Genomic DNA, 24,915 nt, shown 5'->3' on the forward strand with positions numbered 1-24,915 from the left:
CGCCAGTCTTTCCGCTGCAACATACTGTGACAAAAGCGCCCCTCTAAAATAACGCCGATCAGGCTCAACCCCGGTTGACACAAGGGTTTCGGCCGCTTCTAATGAGGCGGCCTGGCGTTCGCGCCGGCCGCGTGGCGGGAGGTGCTGGAAAGCACTGTCACGATTGCCAATAAACATTCACGGGGGTTTGAATGAACAAGACGGAATTGATCGATCACATCGCACAGCAAGCCGACATTTCGAAGGCCGCGGCGGGCCGTGCGCTCGATGCAGTCATCGCGGGCGTCAAAAACACGTTGAAGAAGGGCGGATCTGTGACGTTGGTCGGCTTTGGCACGTTCGCGGTCGGCAAGCGCACCGCGCGCACCGGACGCAATCCGCGCACGGGCGCCGCGATCAAAATCAAGGCAGCAAAAGTTCCTAAATTTAGGCCTGGAAAAGCTCTGAAGGATGCGCTAAACTAATGGGCTTGCTGCTTTAGGAATTGCTTAACCCGACTGCATGAACGATTCACGGGGAGGGCAGCGGCAAGGCAGAAAACACATCAAGCACTGAATCACGAAACGGGTGCTTAGCTCAGTTGGTAGAGCGGCGCCCTTACAAGGCGTAGGTCGGGAGTTCGAGCCTCTCAGCACCCACCAGTTTCAGATTCGGCTGCAGTGTTTCCAGTCGCAAAAGTGCAGTATAAGGAGTGGTAGTTCAGTCGGTTAGAATACCGGCCTGTCACGCCGGGGGTCGCGGGTTCGAGTCCCGTCCACTCCGCCAGTATCCACGAAAGGCGAACTCCGGTTCGCCTTTTTTGTTGCCCGCTGTTGTAAGATCGGGCGTTCTGTTTTTGGCACCCCTCACGCATGCTCGATTTTTTCCGCAATCACCAACGCCTGATGATGTTCATGCTCATCCTCGTCATTTTGCCGGGGTTGGGTTTCGTGGGTATTCAGGGTTTCCGCGGCTTCTTTGACGAAAGTGCAAACGTCGCGAGTGTCAACGGTCACAAGATCACCCGTGTCGAATACGACGACGCGATGCGCCAGCAGATCGACCGCGGGCGTCAGATGCTCGGCGCGAAGTTCGACATGAAGTCGTTCGACACGCCGGAGCGCCGTCGCCAGATGCTCGACGGCATGATCGAGCAGCGTGTGCTTGCCGACGAAACGCAGCGTCTGCATCTGAGCGCATCGGACGAAGCGGTGCGCCGCGCGCTGCTGTCCGATCCGGTGATCTCGTCGCTGAAGAATCCCGACGGGTCGATCGACCTCGACCGCTACAAGCAACTGCTCGCGATGCAGGGCATGACGCCCGATCAGTACGACGAGCGCGTGCGCTACAACCTCGCTATGCAACAACTGCCCGCGAGCGTCGAGGCGAGCGCGTTCACGTCGAAGACGCTCGCGCAGCACTTGACCGAGCTCGCGCAGCAGCAGCGTGAAGTGCAGGGCATCGCGTTCCATCCCCACGATTACGCGGCGAAGATCCAGCCGACCGATGCGCAACTGCAAGCGTACTACGACGCGCATCGCAACGACTTCGCGACGCCCGCTACGGCGACGATCCAGTACCTGGTGATGTCGCCGGCCGCGCTGAGCGCATCGGTGCAGCCGAGCGACGCGGACCTGAAGAAGTACTACGACGACAACATCGCCCACTTCCGCACCGAGGGCGAAGTGCGCGCGAGCCATATCCTGATCGCGGCAACGAAGGACGCGAGCGCGGCCGACAAGGCCCAAGCGAAGCAGAAGGCCGAGGAGTTGCTCGCACAGCTCAAGGCGCATCCGGACCAGTTCGCGCAGATCGCGCACCAGAACTCGCAGGATCCGGGTTCGGCATCGAAGGGTGGCGATCTCGGTTACTTCGGCCGCGGCATGATCGCGGGCGGCCAGGCGTTCGACGACGCGGTGTTCGCGCTGAAGAAGGACGAAATCAGCGGCATCGTCCAGACCGACTTCGGTTTCCACATCATCAAGGTCACCGATGTAAAGCCGGCGGTCACGAAGTCGTTCGACGAAGTGAAGGACCAGATCGCCAGGGAGCTGAAGACGCAACTGGCGAGCAAGGCGTTCACCGACAGCTCGGAAGGTTTCACGTCGCTCGTCTATGAAAAGGCCAAGAGCCTGCAGCCGGCCGCTGACAAATTCAAGCTGCAGATCCAGACGGCGACGGTCACGCCGCAGCCGGATCCGAAGCTGCCGCCCGACAGCCCGCTGAACAACCCGAAGTTCCTCGCAGCCGTGTTCGCGAACGACTCGGTATCGGCGCACAACAATACGCAGGCCATCGACGTCGGCAACAACACGCTGATCGCCGCGCGTGTGACCGACTACAAGCCCGCTGCCGTGCCCGCATTCGACGCGGTGAAGGACGCGGTGCGTCAGAAGGTGATCGCCGTGCAGGCGAACGAAGCAGCGCACAAGGACGGCGTCGCGAAGCTGGCCGAGTTCGAGAAGTCGAAGGCGACCGCCGGTTTCTCGTCGCCGCTGAAGGTGTCGCGCAATGACGCGCAGGGCGTGCCGCCTGCCGCACTGAGCGCAATCTACAAGGTCGATGCGCAAAAGTTGCCGGCATACGTCGGTGTCGATCTCGGCGACGACGGCTATGCGATCTATCGCGTGAACCAGATTGTGCAGCCCGCGGCCACCGACGCGCAGCATCTCGCTGTCGCGCAGCAGCAGATCGCGCAGGTGGACGCGCAGTCGCAGGCCGAAGCCTATCTGAAAGCGCTGCGCGAGCGCTCGAAGGTGAAGTTCTACGGTACGCTCGACAGCGCCGCCCAGCCGGCCGATCAGTAAGCCGCAGTAAGCATTACCTGCTCGTCCAAAAAAAAGCCCCGCATTTGCGGGGCTTTTTTATCTACAGCCAGGTGGCAGCTTTACAGACAGCCGCTGATCGCGCCGGTGGCGTTGCCACCGCCAGCACCGCCGGCGCGAAAGCCGACCCACGTGCCCTTGCCGCTATACGAAGGACGGACCACCGCGGCCGCGCCGTTGGGCGGCTGCTGGCCCGGGACGTAGACGTCCATGGCCTGATCGTTGGCGAGGGTGTTTTGCGAGACCACCTGTTGTTGCGAACTATCCGCCCATTTCTGCGCGATGCAGGTTGCGACGGCGCGAGGCGGCTGCTGGCTTTGACCCACCGACTGAACGCCGGCTGGCGGTTGAGCCGCGCAAGCCGAGATGGCAACGGTCAAAGCGATTAACGGTAAATATTTCAACGTTATCTCCTCAGAAGTCGCTCAAGAATGAGTCGGGTGGCAGGGATTGCCCATATGTCGAACGGCTCGGCGATCCGTGTTCCCCCAGGTTCCGGAAACAAGTCGTTAGCAGATCTTTCAGTGCGGCGAACTTGTGCGAAGAAGTGGCTTGAGAGCGGGCCACACGTTGTTGAGTAGCAGCGGCTGTGCCTGCTGCGTCGGGTGGATCTGATCGGTCTGGAACATATCCGGTTTATCCGCGATGCCGGCGAGAAGAAACGGCACGAGCGACACATGGAACTCCTTCGACAGCTGGCCGTAGAGGCCGTGGAACTTTTGCGTATAGTCGGGGCCATAATTGGGCGGCACGTACATGCCGACGAGCACGACCTTCGCGTGGCCTTGCTGCGCCTGTTCGATGATCGTGCGCAGGTTGTCCTCGGTCGTCGAGAGCGGCACGCCGCGCAACGCGTCGTTGGCGCCGAGCTCGACGATCACGATGCTCGGTTTGAGCCGTTCCATGAGCGCGGGCAGACGCGCGCGTCCGCCGCTCGTCGTGTCGCCGCTGATGCTCGCATTGGCGACGCTATAATCGATGCGCTCTTCGGCCAGACGCTGACGCATCAATGCGACCCAGCCCGTATCGCGGGGCAGCCCGTACTCAGCGGAGATGCTGTCGCCGAGCACGACGATCACCGGCTTCGCGGGGTCGGGCGTATTCGCCGCGTGAGCCCGCAACGGTAACGAAACCAGCGCGGCGGCCATCATGGTCGCGCCGAATGCCGCAGACAGCGCCGCGGCGCGAGGGGCGATGGCGCGCACTTTCAATCTACGCTTCACCATGCCAAACAGAACTGATCCAGTCATTGAAGTGCGGGGTTTGTGCAAGAGGGTTAAGGATGCTGCGGGCGAACTGACGATTCTCGATGACATCGATCTTGCCATCGATGCCGGCAGCAGCGTCGCGATCGTCGGTGCATCCGGGTCGGGCAAGTCTACGCTGCTCGGCTTGCTCGCGGGATTGGACAGTGCTAGCGCGGGCTCGGTTCGGCTGCTCGGGCGCGAACTCGGCGAGCTCGACGAAGACGGCCGCGCCGCGTTGCGCAGCGGCGCGGTCGGCTTCGTGTTCCAGTCGTTTCAGTTGATGCCGCATCTGACCGCGCTCGAAAACGTCACGTTGCCGCTCGAACTGCAAGGCGGCATCGGCACACGCGAGGCCGCCGCGCGTGCGCGTGAACTGCTCGAACAGGTTGGGCTCGGGCAGCGTACCGGTCATTATCCGAAGCTGCTGTCGGGCGGCGAGCAGCAGCGCGTCGCGCTCGCGCGCGCGTTCGTCACGCGCCCGGCGATCCTGTTCGCCGATGAACCCACCGGCAGTCTCGACGCGGCCACCGGCCACGCGGTGATCGATCTGATGTTCGAGATGAATCGCGCGCACGGCGCGACGCTCGTGCTCGTGACACACGACATCGAACTCGCGCGGCGTTGCGATACGACGGTGACAATCGAAGCGGGGCGGCTCGCTTGATGGTCTGGCGGATCGCGGGCTTGCGCTCGCGTACCTCGAGCATGTCGTCGTCGAAGCAAAAACAAAGCGGGCCGTAGCCCGCTTTCTTCTGTTTATGGCGCGTTATCGCCCGCTATCGTGCACTCCAGACTTCCATTCAGCGCTTCAACGCAGCCCGGGCCCGCGTGATCAGCGCCGACGTCGACGAGTCATGTTTCTTCACGTCGGCACTCGCCGCGCCCAGATCGGCCTCGACCACCTTGCCGAGGATCTTGCCGAGTTCGACGCCCCACTGATCGAACGGGTTGATGTTCCACACCGACGCTTGCACCAGCACCTTGTGCTCGTAAAGCGCGATCAGCGCGCCGAGCGTGCGCGCGGTCAACGCGTCGAGCAGCAGCGTCGCGGTGGGGCGGTTGCCCGGGAACGTCAGGTGCGGCGCGAGTTCCGGCTTGTCGGGGCCGGCCACTTTCTTCGCTTCCTCGAGCGTGCGACCGAGCATCAACGCTTCGCTCTGCGCGAAGCAGTTCGCGAGCAGCTTCGGATGATGGCTCGCGAGCGGATGCTCGGGCGTCAGCAGCGCGATGAAATCGATCGGCACGATCGTCGGGCCCTGGTGCAGCATCTGGAAAAACGCGTGCTGACCGTTCGTGCCCGGCTCGCCCCACGTGACTGCGGAAGTCGCATAGTCGACGAACGCGCCGTCGAGACGGGCGGACTTGCCGTTGCTCTCCATTTCGAGCTGCTGCAGATACGACGGCAGGAAATGCAGCGCCTGCGAATACGGCGCGACCAGATAGCTCTGCGAGCCGAAGAAGTTGCGATACCAGATGCCGATCATGCCGAGCAGCACCGGCAGGTTCCTGTCGAGCGGCGCGGTGCGGAAGTGTTGGTCCATCTCGTTGGCGCCGGCGAGCAGTTCGTCGAACTGTTGCGGACCTACCGCGATCATGATCGACAGACCGACGGCCGACCACAGCGAGTAGCGTCCGCCGACCCAGTCCCACATCGCGAACACGTTCTCTTGCGCGATGCCGAACTTGACGACTTCGGCCGTATTGGCCGACACACCGACGAAGTGCTTCGCCAGCGCGCTTTCCGGGCAGCCTTTCTGGATGAAAAAGTCGCGCAGCGAGCGCGCGTTGGTCATCGTCTCCAGCGTCGTGAAAGTCTTCGACACGATGATCGCGAGCGTCTCTTCGGGATCGATCTGCTGCATCACGTTGTACAGATCGGCGCCGTCCACGTTCGACACGAAGTGCGTCGAGATCTCGGGCGTCGCGAGATGATGCAACGCGTGCACGACCATCTTCGGCCCTAGATCCGAGCCGCCAATGCCGATGTTCACGACATGACGGATCCGCTTGCCGGTGTAGCCGGTCCATGCGCCGCTGCGGACCTGCTCGGCGAACGCAGCCATTTTCTTGCGCTCGGACTGCACTTCGGCGAAGAACGGCGCCTTCGGGTCGGTTGCGCGCAAGGCCGTGTGCAGCGCGGCGCGGCCTTCGGTCGGGTTGACGACCTCGCCCGCGAACATCGCGTCGCGGCGCTTCTCGACGCCGGCTTCGCGGGCGAGTTGCACGAGCAGTTGCAGGGTTTCGGCGGTGATGCGGTGCTTCGAGAAATCGGCTGAGAGACCGCCGCCCGCGAACGTGAAGCGTTCGGCGCGCGTGGGAGCGGGATCGTTCTCGGGGGCGAACCAGTCGCGCAGATGCGCATCGCGAATCGTGTCGTAATGCGTCTGCAGCGAGGACCAGGAGGGGAGCGAGTTCTGGGTCATAGCGTCCGTCTAACCAAGGGGCACGAAGGAAGGCGCGCGCATGAAGCGCGGCCGAGAATGATGCGGCGATGCAGTCAGAGCGATGCCACGCGGCCCGGATCGGGACAGGTGCCGACGATACTTCGCGAAGCGGATGAACTTCGCGAAAACGCGAGACGGCGCCCGCGCCCGCTGGAGTATCGCCGCGACCCGCGATTGATCCGACGCGCGGCGCAGGCAATCAGTATAGCGGGGATGCGCGACGGGCAGCAGGGCGTTGCGCGCGCTCGCAATGATTGGGATCGCGATGTTTCATCGGTGTGAACGAGCGCCGCGAACGCGATTCGTATTCAGAGCAATCGCGCGCGTCAAGCAAGCGGCGCCGAATAGAACAGCCGGTTCAACAAGGTACGCACCATCGGTGCCAGCTCGCCGGCCGTCAGCCCGGCGGGGCCGTGGCCCTGCGCGGTCAGCGTATCGGCGGCAAGGCCGTGCAGATAGACGCCCGCGAGCGCCGCCTCGAAGCGTGGCAGATGCTGCGCGAGCAGCGCGCCGATGATGCCGCCGAGCACGTCGCCGGTGCCGCCCGTCGCGAGCGCGGCGTTGCCGGTCGGGTTCAGCGCGAGGCGGCCGTCGGGCGCGGCGATGATCGTGCCGACGCCCTTCAGCACGACGACGCTCGCAAAACGCGCCGCGAGCGCGCGCGCGGCCGCGAGACGGTCGCGTTGCACGCTCGCCGCATCGCTGCCAAGCAGGCGCGCCGCTTCGAGCGGATGCGGAGTGAAAATGCACGGATCGCCTTGCACGCCGCGCGCGGTGACTTCCGCGGCGAGCGCGGGATCCTTGGCGACCAGGTTCAGCGCGTCGGCATCGAACAGCTTGGGCACGTCGAGTTGCAGCACGTCGTGCAGTACCCGCGTCGCGCGTTCGCCGTGCCCCATGCCGCAGCCGATCGCGAGCGCGTCCATCGAATCGAGCGGCAGCGTGTCGATCGGATGCAGCATCAGTTCGGGGTGCGGCGGATCGTAGGGCGGGGCGCCTTCGCCGAGCAGCGCGACGTGGACCTTGCCCGCGCCGGTGTAGAGCGCCGCGCGTGCCGCGAGAATCGGCGCGCCGCACATGCCGGTGTCGCCGCCGACCACCGCGAGGCTGCCGAAGGTGCCCTTGTTGGTCGCGAAGTTGCGTGGGGGTATGAAGGGGCCGAAGAGATCGGGCGCGCTGAGCTGGATCGCCGCACGTGAGGCGCTGGTGGCAGCGTCCTGGCTGCCCCGGCCGTTGATCCCTGCCACGAGCCCGATCGGTGCAACCGTCACTCGCCCGGCGAGATCGCGGCCTTGCGCGGTGAAAAGCCCCGGCTTCGCGCCGATGAACGTGATCGTGTGCGTCGCATGGACCGCCGCCGCGCCGTTGTCGCCGATCACCGCGCCGGTGTCGCTGTCGAGCCCGCTGGGCACATCGAGCGCGAGCACGGCGCCTTGTGTCGGGCGCGCCTTCGTGCGCTGCGACAGCTGCCGCGCGAGCGTCGCGAAGACGCCGTCGAGCGGCCGCGCGAGACCGATGCCGAACATACCGTCGACGAGCCAGCCATAGCCGTCGAGCGAGGCGAGCGGCGCCGCGTCGATCGGCACGCCGGCGGCGCGCGCGGCGTCGAGCGCCCAGCGCGCGTCGGCGGGCTTCACTTCAACCGGCATACAGACTTCTACTGCGATGCCGGCCTTGTGCAGTTCGGTCGCGACGACCAGCGCGTCGCCGCCGTTGTTGCCCGGGCCGGCGATCAGCCACGCGCGCTGCTGCGACTTCGTCACCGACGTATCCGCGGCGATCCGTTCGAGCAGCCAGCGCGCGGCCGCGTGACCGGCGCGCGCCATCAGCGTGTGCTCGGGCAGGGCCGCGGCGGCCTGGGATTCGGCGATCCGCAAGTCGGTCAGCGTCAGCAGCGGCAGCGCAAGCGGCTGCGAGTCGGTCAGCGGATCGAAAAGGGAGAGCAGCGAGTTTTCTGCGTCTGTCATGGCGAAGCCTGGCGGTGCGCCCGCGGCGCGGCGGGCAGACTTTGGAATCGCTATGTTAGTGCCGATAGGCGCACCGCGTGCGGCTGTTTCGGTGCGTGCGGCGGAAGCGGTGCGATGAACGCGGGGTATCGACAGCGGGCTGTCAGTCCGCCATACCCGCCTGGAACAGCACGAAACCTTACTGGAACCGCTCCGGCCTCAATGCAGCGAGCGTGTCTTGCGGCAACGTCGGCGTCTGTCCCGACATCAGCTGTGCAACGAGCTTGCCCGCGCCGCAGGCGAGGCCCCAGCCGGCCGGGCCATGCCCGACATTGATGAACAGCCGCGGATGCAGCGCGTTGCCGATCACCGGCAAGCCATCGGGCGACAGCAGTTTCACGCCTTCCCACGGCAGCGCCGCCGAAATGCGCGCGGCGCCCGGAATCCAGTCGTGCGTCGCCTGGCCGAGCAACGCGAGCGCCTCCTTGGTCAGCGCTTCGCCGAGCGGCTTGTCGATCTGGCTCGCGCTTTGCAGCACCGCGCCGCCCGCGATCCGCAGCCGATGGTTCATGCGGCTGATGCCGATGCGCTTGACCGCATCGACGATCGCGACGTGCGGCGCGCATTCCTCGTGCGCGATCGGCGCGACCAGCGAATGCAGCCGCAGCGGATGCAGCGGCAGCCTGAGCCCCGCGCGTTCGAGCAGCGCCAGGCTGCCGTAACCGGCGGCGACCACGACGGCGTCGGCCTGGACCACGTCGATCTCGCGCGAGCGGGGCGCGCCGTCGCGCGGCGCCAGTTCGACCGCCGCGCGCTGACTTTCGAGACGAATGCCGGTCACCTCGCAGTTCGGCATGAACTGCACGCCGCCTTGGGTATCGAGCACCTGTTTGACGAGCTTGGTCAAAAGCGGACAGTTCGCGGTGCGCTCGTGCTCGAACAGCACGCCGCCGGCGAATTCAGGATCTGTGGGGACCCCATGCTCGATCGCCGCGCATTCGGCCGGGCTCAGCACGTGATGCGGCACCTCGAACCGGTGCAGCAGATCGAGCGCGGCTGCGTTCAGCTCCCATTCGTGCGCGCTGCGCACGAGGTACAGCAGACCGCTCGTCTGTTCGAATTCGAGGCCGAAGCGGGCTTCGACGTCGGCCATCGCATCGCGCGAGGATTCGATCAGCGGCCGCAGCAGCGCGTACTGGCGCGCGAACGCCTCGGGTTCCTGCCATGCTCCGAGCTGTTTGATGAACTGCCGCGCGGCGCCGTTGAAGCCGGTCTTGCTGATCACGCCATTTTTCGCGTTGTAGCGGCTCGCCATGAAGGTCGGGCCGAACCAGACGTCGAGCGGCGTCGGCAGCACGTTGCCGCCTTGTCCGTAGGTGGCGCCTTGCGCGACGGTCGCGTGACGCTCGACGACGCATACCCGATGGCCGGCCGCGCGCAGGTGATAAGCGGTGGCGACGCCCGCTACCCCGCCGCCAATGACGATGACATCCATGCTCTGATTCGATGTGCCGACGGGCGGCTCGCGCGCGTTCCCGTTGGCTGTGACATGCGGCGCGCCGCCGGGTGAAGCCCGGGCCGCGTGCGCCGATCTGGTGAAACGCGAATGATAGCAGTCAAAACACCCGCGCGGCGACGCGACGGGCACCGCGGCGACGCCTCGCGCGGGCAGGCGCGGCCCGCCGCCCACGCACCCCGGAGCCCGCTGGAAGCCCGTTCCCGGGGTATAATCCCGGACTTCCTTTCCGCCTCACGCCGCCTGCATGCGCGGCTCCCCGGCATCAATGAGCGACGCAACGTCAAGTCCCATGGCCCACTTCTCGTGTTTCCCCGGCGCTTCGGCCCTCTCCGATTTCCGTCAAACCCGCCTGCTCGACACGCTCACGCGCATCGACCCGAATATCACCGGCGTGCGCGGGCAGTATCTGCACTTCGTCAATGCCCAGACCGAACTGTCCGCTGAAGACAGCGCGAAGATCGAGGCGCTGATGCACTACGGCGATCCGTTCGAAGAAGGCAAGGAGCGTGGCGCGGTCGAAACCTTCCTGGTCGTGCCGCGCTTTGGCACCGTGTCGCCGTGGGCCAGCAAGGCAACCGACATCGCGCATCTGTGCGGGCTCACGCAGGTGCGCCGCATCGAGCGCGGCGTCGAGTACTCGGTGACGCTGAAAAGCGGCCTGCTCGGCGGCAAGAAGACGCTGTCGGACGAAGCGCGCGCGGCCGTCGCCGCCGCGCTGCACGATCGCATGACCGAGAGCGTCGCGCCGTCGCGCGACCACGCGTTGCATCTGTTCGACGAATTGCCTGCCAAGCCGCTGCAAACCGTCGACGTGCTCGCGAGCGGCCGCGCCGCGCTCGAAACCGCCAACGCGGAACTGGGCCTCGCGCTCGCCGACGACGAAATCGACTACCTGGTGGACGCATTCACGAAGCTCGGCCGCAATCCGACCGACGTCGAGCTGATGATGTTCGCGCAGGCCAACAGCGAGCACTGCCGCCACAAGATCTTCAACGCGGACTGGACGATCGACGGCGAGAAGCAGGACATGTCGCTGTTCAACATGATCCGCAACACCGAGAAGCTGAACCCGCAGGGCACGATCGTCGCGTATTCGGACAACTCGGCGATCATGGTCGGCGGCATGGCGGAGCGCTGGTTCCCGCGCACGCCGGCCGACCTCGGCGCGAGCGAATTGCCCGAGCACTATGGCCGCAGCGTCGAGCTCACGCACACGCTGATGAAGGTCGAAACGCACAACCACCCGACCGCGATCTCGCCGTTCCCGGGCGCCGCGACCGGCGCCGGCGGCGAAATCCGCGACGAAGGCGCGACCGGCCGCGGCGCGCGTCCGAAGGCGGGCCTCGCGGGCTTCACGGTATCGAACCTCGAACTGCCGGACGGCGTCGAGGCGTGGGAAAACGCCCGCGACACCGCTCAGCCGCTCGCGCAGCGCAATCCGGCCGACCAGCACGAAGCGTACGGCCGCCCGGACCGCATCGCCTCGCCGCTGCAGATCATGATCGACGGCCCGCTCGGCGGCGCCGCGTTCAACAACGAATTCGGCCGGCCGAACCTCGGCGGCTACTTCCGCGCCTACGAGCAGAACGTCGCGGGTCTCGTGCGCGGCTATCACAAGCCGATCATGATCGCGGGCGGCATCGGCAATATCTCCGACCAGCACACGCACAAGCACGATCTGCCGGAAGGCTCGCTGCTGATCCAGATCGGCGGCCCGGGCATGCGCATCGGCATGGGCGGCGGCGCCGCGAGCTCGATGGCGACCGGCACCAACACCGCCGAGCTCGACTTCGACTCGGTGCAGCGCGGCAACCCGGAAATCGAGCGACGCGCGCAGGAAGTGATCAACGCGTGCTGGCAGCTCGGCGACAAGAACCCGATCCTCAGTATTCACGACGTCGGCGCGGGCGGTCTGTCGAACGCGTTCCCCGAAGTGGTGGACGGTGCGGGCAAGGGCGCACTGTTCGAACTGCGCAAGATCCAGCTCGAAGAAAGCGGTCTGTCGCCGCGCGAAATCTGGTCGAACGAAGCGCAGGAGCGCTACGTGCTGGCGATCGCGCCGGCCGATCTGCTGGTGTTCGAGGCGATGTGCAAGCGCGAGCGCTGCCCGTTCGCGGTGATCGGCACGGCCACCGCCGAGCGTCAGCTGAAGCTGATCGATGCCGAACAGCAGGAAGGCGCGCATCAGCCAGTCGATATGCCGATGGAAGTGCTGCTCGGCAAGGCGCCGCGTATGCACCGCGACGTAAAGCGTGCCGAGCGCAGGCTCGAACCGGTCGACGTGACCGGCCTCGCGCTGCAGGACGTCGCGCAGAGCGTGCTGCGTCATCCGACGGTCGCGAGCAAGTCGTTTCTGATCACGATCGGCGACCGCTCGGTCGGCGGCACGACCGCGCGCGATCAGATGGTCGGTCCGTGGCAGGTGCCGGTGGCCGACGTCGCGATCACGACGATGGATTACGCAGGCTTCAGCGGCGAAGCGATGACGATGTCCGAGCGCACGCCGCTCGCCGTCATCAACGCACCGGCCTCTGGCCGTATGGCAGTCGGCGAGGCGATCACCAACATCGCGGCGGCGCCGATCGCGTCGCTCGACAAACTCAAGCTGTCGGCCAACTGGATGGCCGCGTGCGGCGCGCCTGGCGAAGACGCCGCGCTCTACGACACGGTCAAGGCGATCGGCATGGAACTGTGCCCGGCGCTCGGTATCGGCATTCCGGTCGGCAAGGATTCGCTGTCGATGCGCACCCGCTGGGAAGAGAGCGGCGTCGCGAAGGAAGTGGTCGCGCCGGTGTCGCTGATCATCTCCGCGTTCGCGCCGGTTGAAGACGTCCGCAAGCATCTGACGCCGCAACTGCAGCGTGTGAGCGAAGTCGGCGAGTCGGTGCTGATCGCGATCGATCTCGGCCGCGGCAAGCAGCGTCTGGGCGGCAGCATTCTCGCGCAAGTCACGCAGCAGGTCGGCGACACGGTGCCGGACGTCGACGATCCGGAAGATCTGAAGCGCTTTTTCAACGCGATCCAGTCGCTCAATAGCGACGGCAAGCTGCTCGCGTACCACGACCGCTCGGACGGCGGGCTGTGGGCGACGGTCTGCGAAATGGCGTTCGCGGGTCACGCGGGCGTGTCGCTGAACGTCGACATGCTCGTGCTCGACCCGCATCACGAATCCGATTACGGCGACGCGAAGGACTGGGCGAAGCAGACCAGCGGCCGCCGCGAAGACCGCACGCTGCGCGCGCTCTTCAACGAAGAGCTCGGCGCCGTCGTGCAAGTGCGCGCGGCCGATCGCGACGTTGTGCTCGCCGCGCTGCGCGAACACGGTCTGTCGGCCTGCTCGCACGTGATCGGCAAGACCAACGAGCGCGACGTGATCGAGATCTATCGCGACGCGAAGAAGCTTTATGAAGCGCCGCGCGCCGAACTGCATCGCACGTGGAGCGAAGTCAGCTGGCGCATCGCGCGTCTGCGCGACAACCCGGCTTGCGCCGACGCCGAATACGACGCGCTGCTCGACGCGGCCGACCCGGGCATCACGCCGATGCTGAGCTTCGATCCGGCAGACGACGTCGCCGCACCGTTCATCCCCCAAGGGGACTTCCTTCGGGGCGTCGGCAAGGGCGCGCGTCCGCGCGTCGCGATCCTGCGCGAGCAGGGCGTGAACTCGCATCTGGAGACGGCCTATGCATTCGATCGCGCCGGCTTCGACGCGCACGACGTGCACATGAGCGACCTGCTCGCGGGCCGCGCGAACCTCGCCGATTTCGCGGGTGCGGTCGCGTGCGGCGGCTTCTCGTACGGCGATACGCTGGGCGCCGGCGAAGGCTGGGCCAAGACGATCCGCTTCAACGCGCAACTGGCCGACATGTTCGCCGCGTTCTTCAGTCGTGGCGACACGTTCGCACTCGGCATCTGCAACGGCTGCCAGATGATGAGCAGCCTCGCGTCGATGATCCCCGGCGCCGAAGCATGGCCGAAGTTCACGCGCAACAAGTCGGAGAAGTTCGAGGCGCGCTTCTCGCTCGTCGAGGTGCAGGCATCGCCGTCGCTCTTTTTCGCCGGCATGGAAGGCTCGCGCATTCCGGTCGCGGTCGCGCACGGCGAAGGCTTTGCGGACTTCTCGCAGCAGGGCGACAAGTCGAAGGTCGCGGTCGCGATGCGCTATGTCGATCACCGTGGTCAGGCGACCGAGCAGTATCCGTTCAACCCGAACGGTTCGCCCGAGGGCATCACATCGGTCACGACGGCCGACGGCCGCTTCACGGTGCTGATGCCGCACATGGAGCGCGTGCATCGCGCGGTGCAGATGAGCTGGCATCCGCAGGGCTGGGGCGAGATCGGCACGGACGCGAGCCCGTGGCTGCGCGTGTTCCAGAACGCGCGTCGCTGGCTCGGTTGATGAGTCGAGGGGCTGCCGCCCGCGTGCTGCGGCTCCTGTTTGCGGCAGCCACGCACGCCGCCGCTGCAAATCTTGCAGCAACAAAAAAGCCGCCCACGGGCGGCTTTATCGCATTCAGGCTTCAGAGCCAGGCGGACTATCCGAAGACGATCTTCCCGCCGACCCTTACTGAATCTTCGCGTTTTTGCGCAGATTCTCTTCGAACGCCTGCAGCTTTTCCTGCTGGATCTGCTGCACGATCTGCGCGCGCACCTGCTCGAGCGGCGGCGGCGTGACGGCGCGGATGTCGTCGACACGGATGATGTGCCAGCCGAATTGCGTATGCACCGGCGTGTCGGTTATCTGGCCTTTCTGCAGATGCGTGGCCGCGTCCGCGAATTCAGGTACGTAGGCCTTCGGGTCCGACCAGTCGAGATCGCCGCCGTTCTTGCCCGATCCCGGGTCCTTCGAGTACTGCTTGGCCAGGTTCTCGAAGCTCGCGCCGGCCTTGATCTTCGCGATCAGGTCCTTCGCCTGTTGCTCGTTGTCGACGAGGATATGGTGCAGGTGATATTCCTTGCCGCCCGCATCCTTGACGAGCACGTTGTAGCGCGCGGTGACTTCGGCGTCGGTCGGCTGATTGTTCTTCACGAAGTCTTCGATCAGCGCGCGCAGCACGACAGTTTGCTGCGCGACCGCGATTTGCGCCTTGACGTCCGGACGGTTCGGCAGCCCGCGACGCAGCGCTTCCTGCATCAGGATTTCGCGATTCACGAGCTCTTCGCGCACGGCCTGCTGCAGCTGCGGCGTGTTCTGCTGTCCCTGGTGAACCAGTTGCTGGATCAATGCATCGGCGCGCGACTTCGGAATCGGCGTACCGTTCACCACGGCGATGTTCTGTGCGAATGCAGGTGCGGCCGCGAACGCAGCCAGCAATACCCAGAGGCGGGTTTTCTTCAAGGTCATCGAAAGGTTCCTAGCGGGGCAACAAAGCAAATTCTTCGGGCGTATACGCCGTGATTGCAAGGGCATGAATGCCGCGCTGCATGGCATCGGCCAGCGCATCATACACCATGCGATGCCGCGCCACGCGGGGCTTGCCGGCAAACGCGACGGCCACGATCGTGACACTGAAATGACCGCCGGCCGAGGCGCCGGCATGGCCCGCGTGCTGCGCGCTGTCGTCGGTGATGTGGATCGATTCGACGGGCGCGAGCGCGGCCGCGAGGCGCGCCTCGATCAGCGCGGCGCGCTCGGCGGTGGTGGCGTGCATGAACAGGTCGCTCATGTCATTCCTCCTTCATGTACTTCGACAGCCACAGGCTCTGTCCGACGATGAACACGAGCAGGCAGCCGGTCGCGCCGAACAGTTTGAAATTGACCCACTGATCCGTCGTGTAGTGATACGCGACGAACAGGTTCAGCAGACCGAGCAGCACGAAAAACACCGCCCAGATCCGGTTCAGCTTGCCCCAGATCGCGTGCGGCAGCGTGATCTGCTTGCCCATCATCGCTTCGATCAGGTTCTTGTTGAAGCCGAGCTGCGACACGATCAGCGCGACCGAAAACGCCCAGTACAGCACGGTCGGCTTCCATTTGATGAAGGTGTCGTTGTGCAGCACGAGCGTCGCGCCGCCGAATACCACGACGACGCCGAGGCTCACCCACAGCATCGGATCGACCTTGCGGTGGCGGAACGCCACCCACGCGATCTGCACCAGCGTGGCGACGATCGCCACTGCCGTCGCCGTGAAAATGCCCCAGATCTTGAAGGCCACGAAGAACAGGATGATCGGGAACAGATCGAACAGGAATTTCATTATCTGATCGGGAAGTCGGAGAGTGAGTCGAACGTTGAAGCGCGCCCGCCTGGCGTGCAAGGTGCGCGGTGCCCGCTGGCGAGCGGGACTGCCGCATTGGAAGGGCGCCGCGCGCACTTCCAGTGCGGCGCCGAAGGCGGGCAGGGATGCTGCCGCGCCGCGTTACTTGGGCTCGAATTGTAACGCAGCCGAATTGATGCAGTAACGCAGACCGGTCGGCGCCGGTCCGTCCTCGAAGACGTGGCCCAGATGCGCGCCGCAGTTCTTGCACTGCACCTCGATGCGCAGCATGCCGTGTGAGCGGTCGGTCTTCTCGGCGATCACCTCGCCGTTGATGGGGCGGAAATAGCTCGGCCAGCCGCAGCCGGCGTCGAACTTGGTGTCCGATTCGAACAGCGGCGTGCCGCAGCACACGCAGTCGTAGACGCCGCGTTCCCAGTGATCGCTGTAGCGGCCGGAGAAGGGACGCTCGGTCGCCGCATGGCGCGTCACCTGGTATTCGATGTCCGACAGCTGTTCGCGCCATTCGGCGTCGCTCTTCTGCACGGCTGGGGCATCATGCTTGAGATCGTCGGGGTTGCTCATGGTCGGGTTCCTGTCTCGGGTTTGTCTCAGTGTTTTCTGGCGAGGCAGCCGTGGCATTCAGCTGCGCCGATGCGTCACGACGAACAGCTCACTTCCAGTGAGTTCGCCCAGTCGGGCGGCAGGCCCGCATACGACGCGTATTCGGGCTGCTCGTCGAACGGGTGACGCAACACGGCCGCGAGCCGTTCCACCTCGGAGAAATCCTTCTCCTTCGCGCGTTGGATCGCCGTTTCCGCCAGATGGTTGCGAAGTACGAATTTGGGGTTCACGCGATTCATTGCAATGGCGCGCGCAACGTCGTCGCGTGACTCTTCGGCGAGTCGCGCGCGATAGTCGTTCGCCCATGCGTCGAAGGCGACGCGATCGAGGAACAGATCGCGCACCGGCGTGTCGCCGCTCGCATCGTGTTTCGACAGGCGCGCGAGACTGCGGAACGTCAGCGTGAAATCGGCGCGGTTCGCGTGCATCACTTCGAACAGCCGGTTGACCAGCGCGTCGTCGCCGTCGCGCGCCTGTTCGAGGCCGAGCTTCGCGCGCATGCGGTTTTCGAGCGCCGGCGCGAAACGGTCCTTGAAGCCGGCGAGCACGTGCTGCGCATCTTCGACCGCCTTGTCGGCGCGCACGCTTTCGTCGTGCTTCTCGCCGAACAACGGCAGCAGTCCCTGCGCGAGGCAGAACAGGTTCCAGTACGCGATTTGCGGCTGCAGCCGGTAGGCGTAGCGGCCCTGCGTATCGGAGTGATTGCAGATGTGGCCGGCATCGAAGCCATCCATGAAACCGAACGGGCCGTAGTCGATCGTCAGGCCCAGGATCGACATGTTGTCGGTATTCATCACGCCGTGACAGAAACCGACCGCCTGCCAGTCGACCATCAGATCCGCGGTGGAGCGCACCGCCTCGGCGAGCAGCGCCAGATACGGATCGTCGGCCTCCTTGCAATGCGGATAGAAGCGCTCGATGACGTGATCGGCGAGCGCGCGCAACGCGTCGACACGATCGTTCGCGTAGAAGTGCTCGAAGTGGCCGAAGCGCACGAAGCTCGGCGCGACGCGCGTGACCACCGCGGCGGTTTCGATCGTCTCGCGCCGCACCGGCTGGTCGGAGCCGATCACGCACAATGCGCGCGTGGTCGGAATGCCGAGATGATGCATCGCCTCCGAGCACAGATATTCGCGGATTGACGAGCGCAGCACCGCGCGGCCGTCGCCCATGCGCGAATAGGGCGTGCGGCCCGCGCCTTTGAGCTGCAGTTCGTTGCGCTCGCCGTCGTGTTCGAGCTCGCCCAGACCGAGCGCGCGGCCGTCGCCGAGCTGGCCGGCCCACACGCCGAACTGATGCCCCGAGTACACCGACGCATAAGGCAGCGTGTCGGCCGGCCAGTCGCGCGTCGCGTTGCCGCAGAACAGCTCGATAAAGCCCGGATCGCGCTCGATGCCCTCGGGCATCCCGAGCCGCGCGGCGGTCCCGGCCGAGAAGCCGACGAGATAGGGTGCGTCGAGCGGCGCGGCGGGCAGGCGCGTGAGGAACGTGCCGCCGAGCCGCGCGAACGCGTTGGCTGGGGGAGTGGCGAGTGTGTTGGAAAGATCCGTCAAAGCTGCGGATAGCCCTGCAAAGCTTGGGGAAAACGACATGTTGAGCGCCTCTGGATTAGCCGATATTGTAAGTCCGCGCCCGCGGCGCTGCTGGGCGGCCGCCTTCATCGTTCGGACCACGCTGCTGCGCTCGACGCCGCCAGATCTTCCGCCAACCCATCGACCCACTAACAAGCCGAGGAGACCCCGCCTTATGACGACGCCGCTGCTGGGCCAGATGATGGACGTGCCGCTCACCGTGTCATCGTTGCTCGCGCATGCCGCGCGGCATTTCGGCAGCACCGGGATCGTGTCGCGGCGCATCGAAGGCGACCTGCATCGCTACACCTATCGCGATTGCGAGCAGCGCGCGAAGCAACTCGCGCAGGCGCTGATCGCGCTCGGTGTCGAACCGGGCGAACGCGTCGCGACGCTCGCGTGGAACGGCTACCGGCATCTCGAAGCTTATTACGGCACCACCGGGTTCGGCGCCGTGTGTCACACGATCAACCCGCGGCTTTTCCCCGACCAGATCGCCTACATCGTCAATCATGCCGACGACGCGTACGTGCTGTTCGACACGACGTTCGCCGCGCTGGTCGACACGCTCGCGCCGCAGTGCCCGCGCGTGCGCGGCTGGATCGCGCTATGCGATGAAGCGCATCGGCCGCCGATGCAAACGTCGGTGCTGTGCTACGAAACGCTGATGGACGGGCAGGACGGCCGCTTCGACTGGCCCGCGCTCGACGAGCGCCAGGCGTCGTATCTCTGCTATACGTCGGGCACGACCGGCAATCCGAAAGGCGCGCTGTATAGCCATCGCTCGACGGTGCTGCACGCGTTCGGCGCGGCGTTGCCCGACGCAATGAACCTGTCGGCGCGCGACTCGGTGCTGCCCATCGTGCCGATGTTCCATGTCAACGCATGGGGCCTCGCGCACGCGGGGCCGCTGACCGGCGCGAAGCTCGTGTTCCCCGGCAAGGATCTCGACGGCAAGTCGCTGTACGAGCTGATGGAGAGCGAACGCGTCACGTGCTCGGCCGGCGTGCCGACCGTGTGGCTCGGTCTGCTGAACCACCTGCGCGAAACGGGCGCGAGGTTTTCGTCGCTCGAGCGCACGGTGATCGGCGGTTCCGCCTGTCCGCCCGCGATGCTGCGGATACTCGAGGACGACTACGGCGTGCAGGTGATCCATGCATGGGGCATGACGGAGATGTCGCCGCTCGGTACCTTGTCGAAGCTGACCTGGGAGCAGAGCCAGCGGCCGCTCGCCGATCAGCGCAAACTGCTCGAAAAGCAGGGTCATGCGATCTACGGCGTCGACATGAAGATCGTCGGCGAGGATGGACGCGAGCTGCCTTGGGATGGCGTCGCGTTCGGCGATCTGCACGTGCGCGGGCCGTGGGTCATCGACCGGTATTTCCGCAAGGAAGACTCGCCGCTCATCGACGGCTGGTTCCCGACCGGCGACGTCGCGACGATCGACCCCGACAGCTTCCTGCACATCACCGATCGCTCGAAGGACGTGATCAAGTCGGGCGGCGAATGGATCAGCTCGATCGACGTCGAGAACGTCGCGCTCGCGCATCCGGCGGTCGCGGAAGCCGCGTGCATCGCGTGCGCGCATCCGAAGTGGACCGAGCGTCCGTTGCTCGTCGTCGTCAAACGCGCGGGGCAAGACGTCACCCGCGACGAACTGCTCGCGTACTACGACGGCAAGGTCGCGAAGTGGTGGATCCCCGACGACGTCGTGTTCGTCGACCAACTACCGCACACGGCGACCGGCAAGCTGCAGAAGCTGAAGCTGCGCGATCTGTTCCGCGACCACGTGCTGCCGTCCGCGCTCGAAGACGGCTGAAGCTGTCCGCTGACCCCCGAGTCCCAGGGGAAACCCCACTCTGGAATAAATTGAACGTTCGTTCGTTTTTGGTGTATCGTGCCTGCTGACCCGGGAACCGTCGCTTGAAAAAGTCTGACCATAAGCAGGCTCGATGAACCGGACGGGCGGCGCATCACGCGCCGCCTCAATGCATGGATCGCACGGAGGCACGCAGATGGCAGTGGACTACATAACTCATGACGGCGTGGCCGTCCTCACGCTGAACAATCCGCCCGTCAATGGGCTCGGTCTGTCGACGCGCGTGGGTATCGTCGAAGGGCTCGAGCGCGCGCAGAACGATCCGGCCATCAAGGTCATCGTGCTGACGGGCGCGGGCAAGGCTTTTTCGGGCGGCGCCGACATCACCGAATTCAATACGCCGAAGGCGACCCAGGAGCCGACGCTCGCGACCGTCATCAAGGCCGTTGAAGGCAGCGCGAAGCCGGTCGTCGCGGCGATCCACAGCGTCGCGATGGGCGGCGGCCTCGAACTTGCCCTCGGCGCGCATTACCGCGTCGCCGCGGCCGGCGCGCAGATCGCGCTGCCCGAAGTGAAGCTCGGCATCCTGCCGGGCGCGGGCGGCACGCAGCGTCTGCCGCGCGCTATCGGTCTGGAAGCGTCGCTGAACATGATCGTGTCGGGCGCGCCGGTGCTCTCGGAAAAGCTCGCCGATTCGGGGCTGTTCGACGAAGTCGTCGCGAATCCCGCCGAACTGGCCGAAGCCGCGCTCGCGTTCGCGCGCAAGGTCGGCGCCGCGGCCGGCCCGCATCCGAAGGTGCGCGACCGCAAGATCGAACATCCGAATGCGGCCGGTTTCATCCAGTTCGCGCGCAATAGTGTCGCGGCAATCGCGAAGAACTTCCCGGCGCCGCATAAATGCATCGACGCGGTCGAAGCCGGTGTGAAGGACGGCTTCGACAAGGGCCTCGCATTCGAGCGCGAATGCTTCATCGCGCTCGTGCAGACGCCGGAGAGCCGCGCGCTGCGTCACGCGTTCTTCGGTGAGCGGGCGGCGAGCAAGATTCCCGACGTGCCGTCGGATACTTCGGTGCGCGACATCGATCGGGTGGCCGTGATCGGCGCCGGCACGATGGGTGGCGGCATCGCGATGAACTTCCTGAACGCGGGCATTCCGGTCACGCTGCTGGAAACGAAGCAGGAAGCGCTCGACCGCGGTCTCGCGACGATCCGCAAGAACTACGAGGCGACCGTCACGAAAGGCAAGCTGAAGCCCGAGGTGATGGAACAGCGCCTCGCGCTGCTGAGCTCGACGCTCTCCTACGACGACCTGAAGCACGCCGACATGATCGTCGAAGCCGTGTTTGAAGAGCTGGGCGTGAAGGAGCAGGTGTTCCGCCGGCTCGATGAAGTCGCGAAGCCCGGTGCGATCCTCGCGTCGAACACGTCGACGCTCGACGTCGACAAGATCGCCGCGTTCACGAAACGTCCGCAGGATGTGGTCGGCATGCACTTCTTCAGCCCGGCCAACGTGATGAAGCTGCTCGAAGTCGTGCGTGGCAAGGAGACCGCGAAGGACGTGCTCGCCAGCGTGATGAAGCTCGCGAAGAAGATCAGGAAGACCGCGGTGGTGTCGGGCGTGTGCGACGGCTTTATCGGCAACCGGATGATCGAGCAATACGTTCGTCAGGCGCTCTTCATGCTCGAAGAGGGCGCGTTGCCAGCGCAGGTGGACAAGGCCATCGAGAAGTTCGGCTTCGCGATGGGTCCGTTCCGCATGAGCGACCTCGCCGGCAACGACATCGGCTGGGCGATCCGCAAGCGCCGCTATCTCGAACACCCCGACATGCACTACTCGAAGATCGCCGACCGTCTGTGCGAGATGGGCCGCTTCGGCCAGAAGACCGGCGGCGGCTGGTACGACTACAAGGCGGGCGATCGCACCGCATACCCTTCGGGCGTGGTCAACGAAATGATCGGTGAGTACTCGAAGGAAACCAACTCTGAGCGCCGCAAGATCAGCGACGAGGAAATCGTCGAGCGTCTGGTGTTCGCGCTAGTCAACGAAGGCGCGAAGATTCTCGAGGAAGGCATCGCGTCGAAGGCGTCGGATATCGACATGGTCTATCTGACCGGCTATGGCTTCCCGCTCTATCGCGGCGGCCCGATGCTGTACGCGGACACGGTCGGGCTCTACAACGTCGAGCGCGCGATTCGCCGCTATGCGGCGCGGCCGAACGGCGACGCGTGGAAGCTCGCGCCGAGCATCGCGAAGCTCGCGGCCGAAGGTCGCGGGTTCAACGGCTGAGCGCGGCTGGCTTCAGCCCACGAATTGAGCGGTGCGGGTTTCCCCCGCATCGCTCGCATCAAACGACAGAGGCGGCGCGGTGATGCGCATTTGAACGCACGGCAGTGAGCCGGCGCGCCACTTTTGACACTGCAATTGGAGACATGCATGACTGACGCCGTAATCGTATCCACCGCCCGCACGGGTCTCGCCAAATCGTGGCGCGGCGGTTTCAACATGACGCACGGCGCGACGCTCGGCGGCCACGCGACGCAGGCTGCGGTCGAGCGCGCGAAGCTCGATCCGGCGCGCGTCGAGGACGTGATCATGGGTTGCGCGAATCCGGAAGGCGCGACGGGCGGCAATATCGCGCGGCAGATCGCATTGCGCGCGGGCTTGCCGGTCAGCGTGCCGGGCATGACCGTGAACCGTTTCTGCTCGTCGGGATTGCAGACGATCGCGCTCGCGTCGCAGCGCGTGACCGCCGGCGAGGGCGACGTGTACGTCGCGGGTGGCGTCGAGTCGATCTCGTGCGTGCAGAACGAGATGAACGGCCACATGATGACCGACGGCTGGCTCACCGAGCACAAGCCGGAAATCTACTGGTCGATGCTGCAGACCGCCGAGAACGTTGCGAAGCGCTACTCGATCTCGAAGGAACGCCAGGACGAATACGGCGTGCGCTCGCAGCAACGCGCGGCGGCCGCGCTGGAAGCCGGTAAATTCAAGGACGAAATCGTGCCGTTGACGGTGCTCGCCGGCGTCGCCGACAAGGCGAGCGGCCGTCTCTACACGAAGGAAGTGACCGTCAGCAGCGACGAAGGCATTCGCGCCGACACGACGCTCGAAGGCGTGTCGAAGATCCGCACCGCGCAGCCGGGCGGCGTGATCACCGCGGGCAATGCGAGCCAGTTCTCGGACGGCGCATCCGCTTGCGTCGTGATGAACGCGACGCTGGCCGAACGCGAAGGGCTGCAACCGCTCGGCATCTTCCGCGGTTTCGCGGTGGCCGGCTGCGAGCCCGACGAGATGGGCATCGGGCCGGTGTTCGCGGTGCCGAAGCTGTTGAAGAAAGCCGGCCTCAAGGTCGAGGACATCGGCCTGTGGGAACTGAACGAAGCGTTCGCGGTGCAGGTGCTCTATTGCGCCGACCAGCTCGGCATTGCGCACGACCGCCTGAACGTGAACGGCGGCGCGATCGCGGTGGGCCATCCGTACGGCGTGTCGGGAGCGCGGCTCGTCGGCCATGCGCTGATCGAAGGCAAGCGGCGCGGCGTGAAGTTCGTCGTCGTGACGATGTGCATCGGCGGCGGGCAGGGCGCGGCGGGTTTGTTCGAAGTGGTTTGAGCGGGCGTGGGCCGGCGTCATTACGAGCCCGTGTCCGACGACGGCAGGCTCAGCGTCCCCTGATCGGTGAATCGCGTCGTACCGGTCACGCCACCCGCGAGCTTGCCGCGCAGAACGTACGGAACCTGTCCCGACTGCGCGGCGCCGGCTAGCGCAAAGGCTTGACGAACCGCGGCGAAAGCCGGCACGGTCAGCGGCACGGTGACGACGGTTTCACCGAAGCGCGGCACGGTGCCGCTCTGGTCGCTGACGCCGCTGGCGAACGGCTTGCCGTTCAGCTCGAGATCGACCGACACGCCGTTGAAGCTGACCGCGGAGTCGTTGGGATTCTGCACGCGCAGCTTGACGTTGAAGCGCATCTCCATGCCCTGGCCAGCGATCGGCTCGATGCCCGCCACATTGACGCGCAACGGGTCGGCGCCGAACAGGCCCGCGCAGCCAGCGAGTGTCAGCGTGACAGCGACGACGGCGGCGAACAGGCGCCACACCCGTGGGACCAGGCCCGGCTGCAGCGCGCGAAAGAATGACATGACCTGCACCTCGAACGAAGCGGGTTGGTCATGCATTGTAACGGGCCACGTGGCGCGCGCAGCGACGTTTCAGGCGGCGCGCCGCCACCGTGTGCGCACGACGCAAGCGAGACGCCGAGCGGCTTGCAGAACGAAACCGCGTGCGCTGTGTTCAGCGTGTGCAGGCAGCACGATGAACGCGGCGCGATCGGCCCGCGTCGCGCGGATCGACACGACGCCACGTTGCGAGGTCGCAAACCGCTCGCCTTCGTGCAACGTGAGCGACGTGAGCGGGGCGTCGTTGCCAAGCCAGGCCAGCGAATGATCGCGGAAGACGAGTTGCAATGCACCTTCGACCGCGATGATCGAACTGCGGGCGCGCAAGTCGTGCAGGGTCATCTGACCGGCGGCAAGATGCGACGCCGCGGTGCAATCCACTTCTGCACCGGGTAACAAGCGATCGTGGTATGGACGCACAGGCATGACCGATTCCTTTAAACCGTCTTCGTGTCACACAGCTTAGGGAATCCGTCCGGATGAAAACAGGCGCAGCTGTCGACAATCTGAACCGGTACAGTGGTGCGTTTCGTCACGCTGTATCGGTCCGAATCACGTCGATGT

General features: G+C 65.5%; 19 protein-coding genes and 2 tRNA genes. 9 read left to right on the forward strand and 12 right to left on the reverse strand.

Features of this window, described 5'->3' with window-relative positions; translation table 11 throughout:
* The first annotated feature begins 191 nt into the window (after positions 1–191).
* The 4 genes from OKW28_RS24870 to OKW28_RS24885 all read left to right on the forward strand — a co-directional run bounded on the left by OKW28_RS24870 (position 192) and on the right by OKW28_RS24885 (position 2,786).
* Entirely contained in the window at positions 192–464 is a 273-nt protein-coding gene (locus OKW28_RS24870) for an HU family DNA-binding protein (protein WP_018418077.1), read from the forward strand.
* Between the two features lie 101 nt (positions 465–565).
* A tRNA-Val gene (locus OKW28_RS24875) sits at positions 566–641 on the forward strand.
* A 47-nt stretch (positions 642–688) separates the two neighbouring features.
* A tRNA-Asp gene (locus tag OKW28_RS24880) sits at positions 689–765 on the forward strand.
* Positions 766–851: 86 nt separating this feature from the next.
* Entirely contained in the window at positions 852–2,786 is a 1,935-nt protein-coding gene (locus OKW28_RS24885) for a SurA N-terminal domain-containing protein (RefSeq protein ID WP_429449717.1), read from the forward strand.
* A gap of 80 nt (positions 2,787–2,866) precedes the next feature.
* Here the strand turns inward: OKW28_RS24885 and OKW28_RS24890 are convergent, their stop codons facing one another.
* Both OKW28_RS24890 and OKW28_RS24895 read right to left on the reverse strand, forming a co-directional pair.
* Complete coding sequence (locus OKW28_RS24890) at positions 2,867–3,208, reverse strand: hypothetical protein (protein WP_026225396.1); 342 nt, start codon at positions 3,206–3,208, stop codon at positions 2,867–2,869.
* Between the two features lie 117 nt (positions 3,209–3,325).
* Entirely contained in the window at positions 3,326–4,030 is a 705-nt protein-coding gene (locus tag OKW28_RS24895; RefSeq protein ID WP_429449719.1) for an arylesterase, read from the reverse strand.
* On the opposite strand from OKW28_RS24895, the gene OKW28_RS24900 reads away from it, so the two are divergent.
* Positions 4,029–4,715 carry an ABC transporter ATP-binding protein gene (locus OKW28_RS24900; RefSeq protein ID WP_026225394.1) on the forward strand — a complete coding sequence of 229 codons (687 nt, stop codon included), beginning with the start codon at positions 4,029–4,031 and terminating at the stop codon, positions 4,713–4,715. The genes OKW28_RS24895 and OKW28_RS24900 overlap by 2 nt on opposite strands.
* A 136-nt stretch (positions 4,716–4,851) precedes the next feature.
* Here the strand turns inward: OKW28_RS24900 and pgi are convergent, their stop codons facing one another.
* The 3 genes from pgi to OKW28_RS24915 all read right to left on the reverse strand — a co-directional run bounded on the left by pgi (position 4,852) and on the right by OKW28_RS24915 (position 9,936).
* Positions 4,852–6,474, reverse strand: coding sequence for a glucose-6-phosphate isomerase (gene pgi / locus OKW28_RS24905; RefSeq protein WP_429449721.1), 1,623 nt, complete (start codon positions 6,472–6,474; stop codon positions 4,852–4,854).
* 347 nt (positions 6,475–6,821) lie between these two features.
* Positions 6,822–8,462 carry an NAD(P)H-hydrate dehydratase gene (locus tag OKW28_RS24910; protein WP_429449722.1) on the reverse strand — a complete coding sequence of 547 codons (1,641 nt, stop codon included), beginning with the start codon at positions 8,460–8,462 and terminating at the stop codon, positions 6,822–6,824.
* Between the two features lie 178 nt (positions 8,463–8,640).
* Positions 8,641–9,936, reverse strand: coding sequence for an NAD(P)/FAD-dependent oxidoreductase (locus OKW28_RS24915; protein WP_429449724.1), 1,296 nt, complete (start codon positions 9,934–9,936; stop codon positions 8,641–8,643).
* Positions 9,937–10,249: 313 nt separating this feature from the next.
* Here OKW28_RS24915 and purL point away from each other — a divergent pair, with 313 nt between their 5' ends.
* Entirely contained in the window at positions 10,250–14,359 is a 4,110-nt protein-coding gene (gene purL / locus OKW28_RS24920; RefSeq protein ID WP_429449726.1) for a phosphoribosylformylglycinamidine synthase, read from the forward strand.
* 165 nt (positions 14,360–14,524) lie between these two features.
* On the opposite strand, the gene OKW28_RS24925 is transcribed toward purL, so the two are convergent.
* The 5 genes from OKW28_RS24925 to OKW28_RS24945 all read right to left on the reverse strand — a co-directional run bounded on the left by OKW28_RS24925 (position 14,525) and on the right by OKW28_RS24945 (position 18,374).
* Positions 14,525–15,304 carry a peptidylprolyl isomerase gene (locus tag OKW28_RS24925; protein ID WP_429449728.1) on the reverse strand — a complete coding sequence of 260 codons (780 nt, stop codon included), beginning with the start codon at positions 15,302–15,304 and terminating at the stop codon, positions 14,525–14,527.
* Between the two features lie 10 nt (positions 15,305–15,314).
* Positions 15,315–15,626 (reverse strand): BolA family protein, encoded by a 312-nt coding sequence (locus tag OKW28_RS24930; protein ID WP_429449730.1) that lies wholly within the window; start codon positions 15,624–15,626, stop codon positions 15,315–15,317.
* A gap of 1 nt (position 15,627) precedes the next feature.
* Entirely contained in the window at positions 15,628–16,158 is a 531-nt protein-coding gene (locus tag OKW28_RS24935; protein WP_429449732.1) for a septation protein A, read from the reverse strand.
* Positions 16,159–16,320: 162 nt separating this feature from the next.
* Positions 16,321–16,743, reverse strand: coding sequence for a peptide-methionine (R)-S-oxide reductase MsrB (gene msrB / locus OKW28_RS24940; RefSeq protein ID WP_429449734.1), 423 nt, complete (start codon positions 16,741–16,743; stop codon positions 16,321–16,323).
* 74 nt (positions 16,744–16,817) lie between these two features.
* Entirely contained in the window at positions 16,818–18,374 is a 1,557-nt protein-coding gene (locus OKW28_RS24945; RefSeq protein ID WP_429449736.1) for a protein adenylyltransferase SelO, read from the reverse strand.
* Between the two features lie 154 nt (positions 18,375–18,528).
* On the opposite strand from OKW28_RS24945, the gene OKW28_RS24950 reads away from it, so the two are divergent.
* From OKW28_RS24950 to OKW28_RS24960, 3 genes are all read left to right on the forward strand, one after another.
* Entirely contained in the window at positions 18,529–20,172 is a 1,644-nt protein-coding gene (locus tag OKW28_RS24950; RefSeq protein WP_429449738.1) for a 3-(methylthio)propionyl-CoA ligase, read from the forward strand.
* Between the two features lie 196 nt (positions 20,173–20,368).
* Entirely contained in the window at positions 20,369–22,459 is a 2,091-nt protein-coding gene (locus tag OKW28_RS24955; protein ID WP_429449740.1) for a 3-hydroxyacyl-CoA dehydrogenase NAD-binding domain-containing protein, read from the forward strand.
* 147 nt (positions 22,460–22,606) lie between these two features.
* Complete coding sequence (locus OKW28_RS24960) at positions 22,607–23,785, forward strand: acetyl-CoA C-acyltransferase (RefSeq protein WP_429449742.1); 1,179 nt, start codon at positions 22,607–22,609, stop codon at positions 23,783–23,785.
* 20 nt (positions 23,786–23,805) lie between these two features.
* Here the strand turns inward: OKW28_RS24960 and OKW28_RS24965 are convergent, their stop codons facing one another.
* Both OKW28_RS24965 and OKW28_RS24970 read right to left on the reverse strand, forming a co-directional pair.
* Positions 23,806–24,315, reverse strand: a complete 510-nt coding sequence (locus tag OKW28_RS24965) for an LEA type 2 family protein (RefSeq protein WP_429449743.1) — start codon at positions 24,313–24,315, stop codon at positions 23,806–23,808.
* Between the two features lie 69 nt (positions 24,316–24,384).
* Positions 24,385–24,777 (reverse strand): hypothetical protein, encoded by a 393-nt coding sequence (locus OKW28_RS24970; protein WP_429449744.1) that lies wholly within the window; start codon positions 24,775–24,777, stop codon positions 24,385–24,387.
* Between the last annotated feature and the right edge of the window lie 138 nt (positions 24,778–24,915).

Source organism: Paraburkholderia sp. 40 (genome assembly GCF_050434105.1).
Classification (GTDB): Bacteria; Pseudomonadota; Gammaproteobacteria; order Burkholderiales; family Burkholderiaceae; genus Paraburkholderia; species Paraburkholderia tuberum.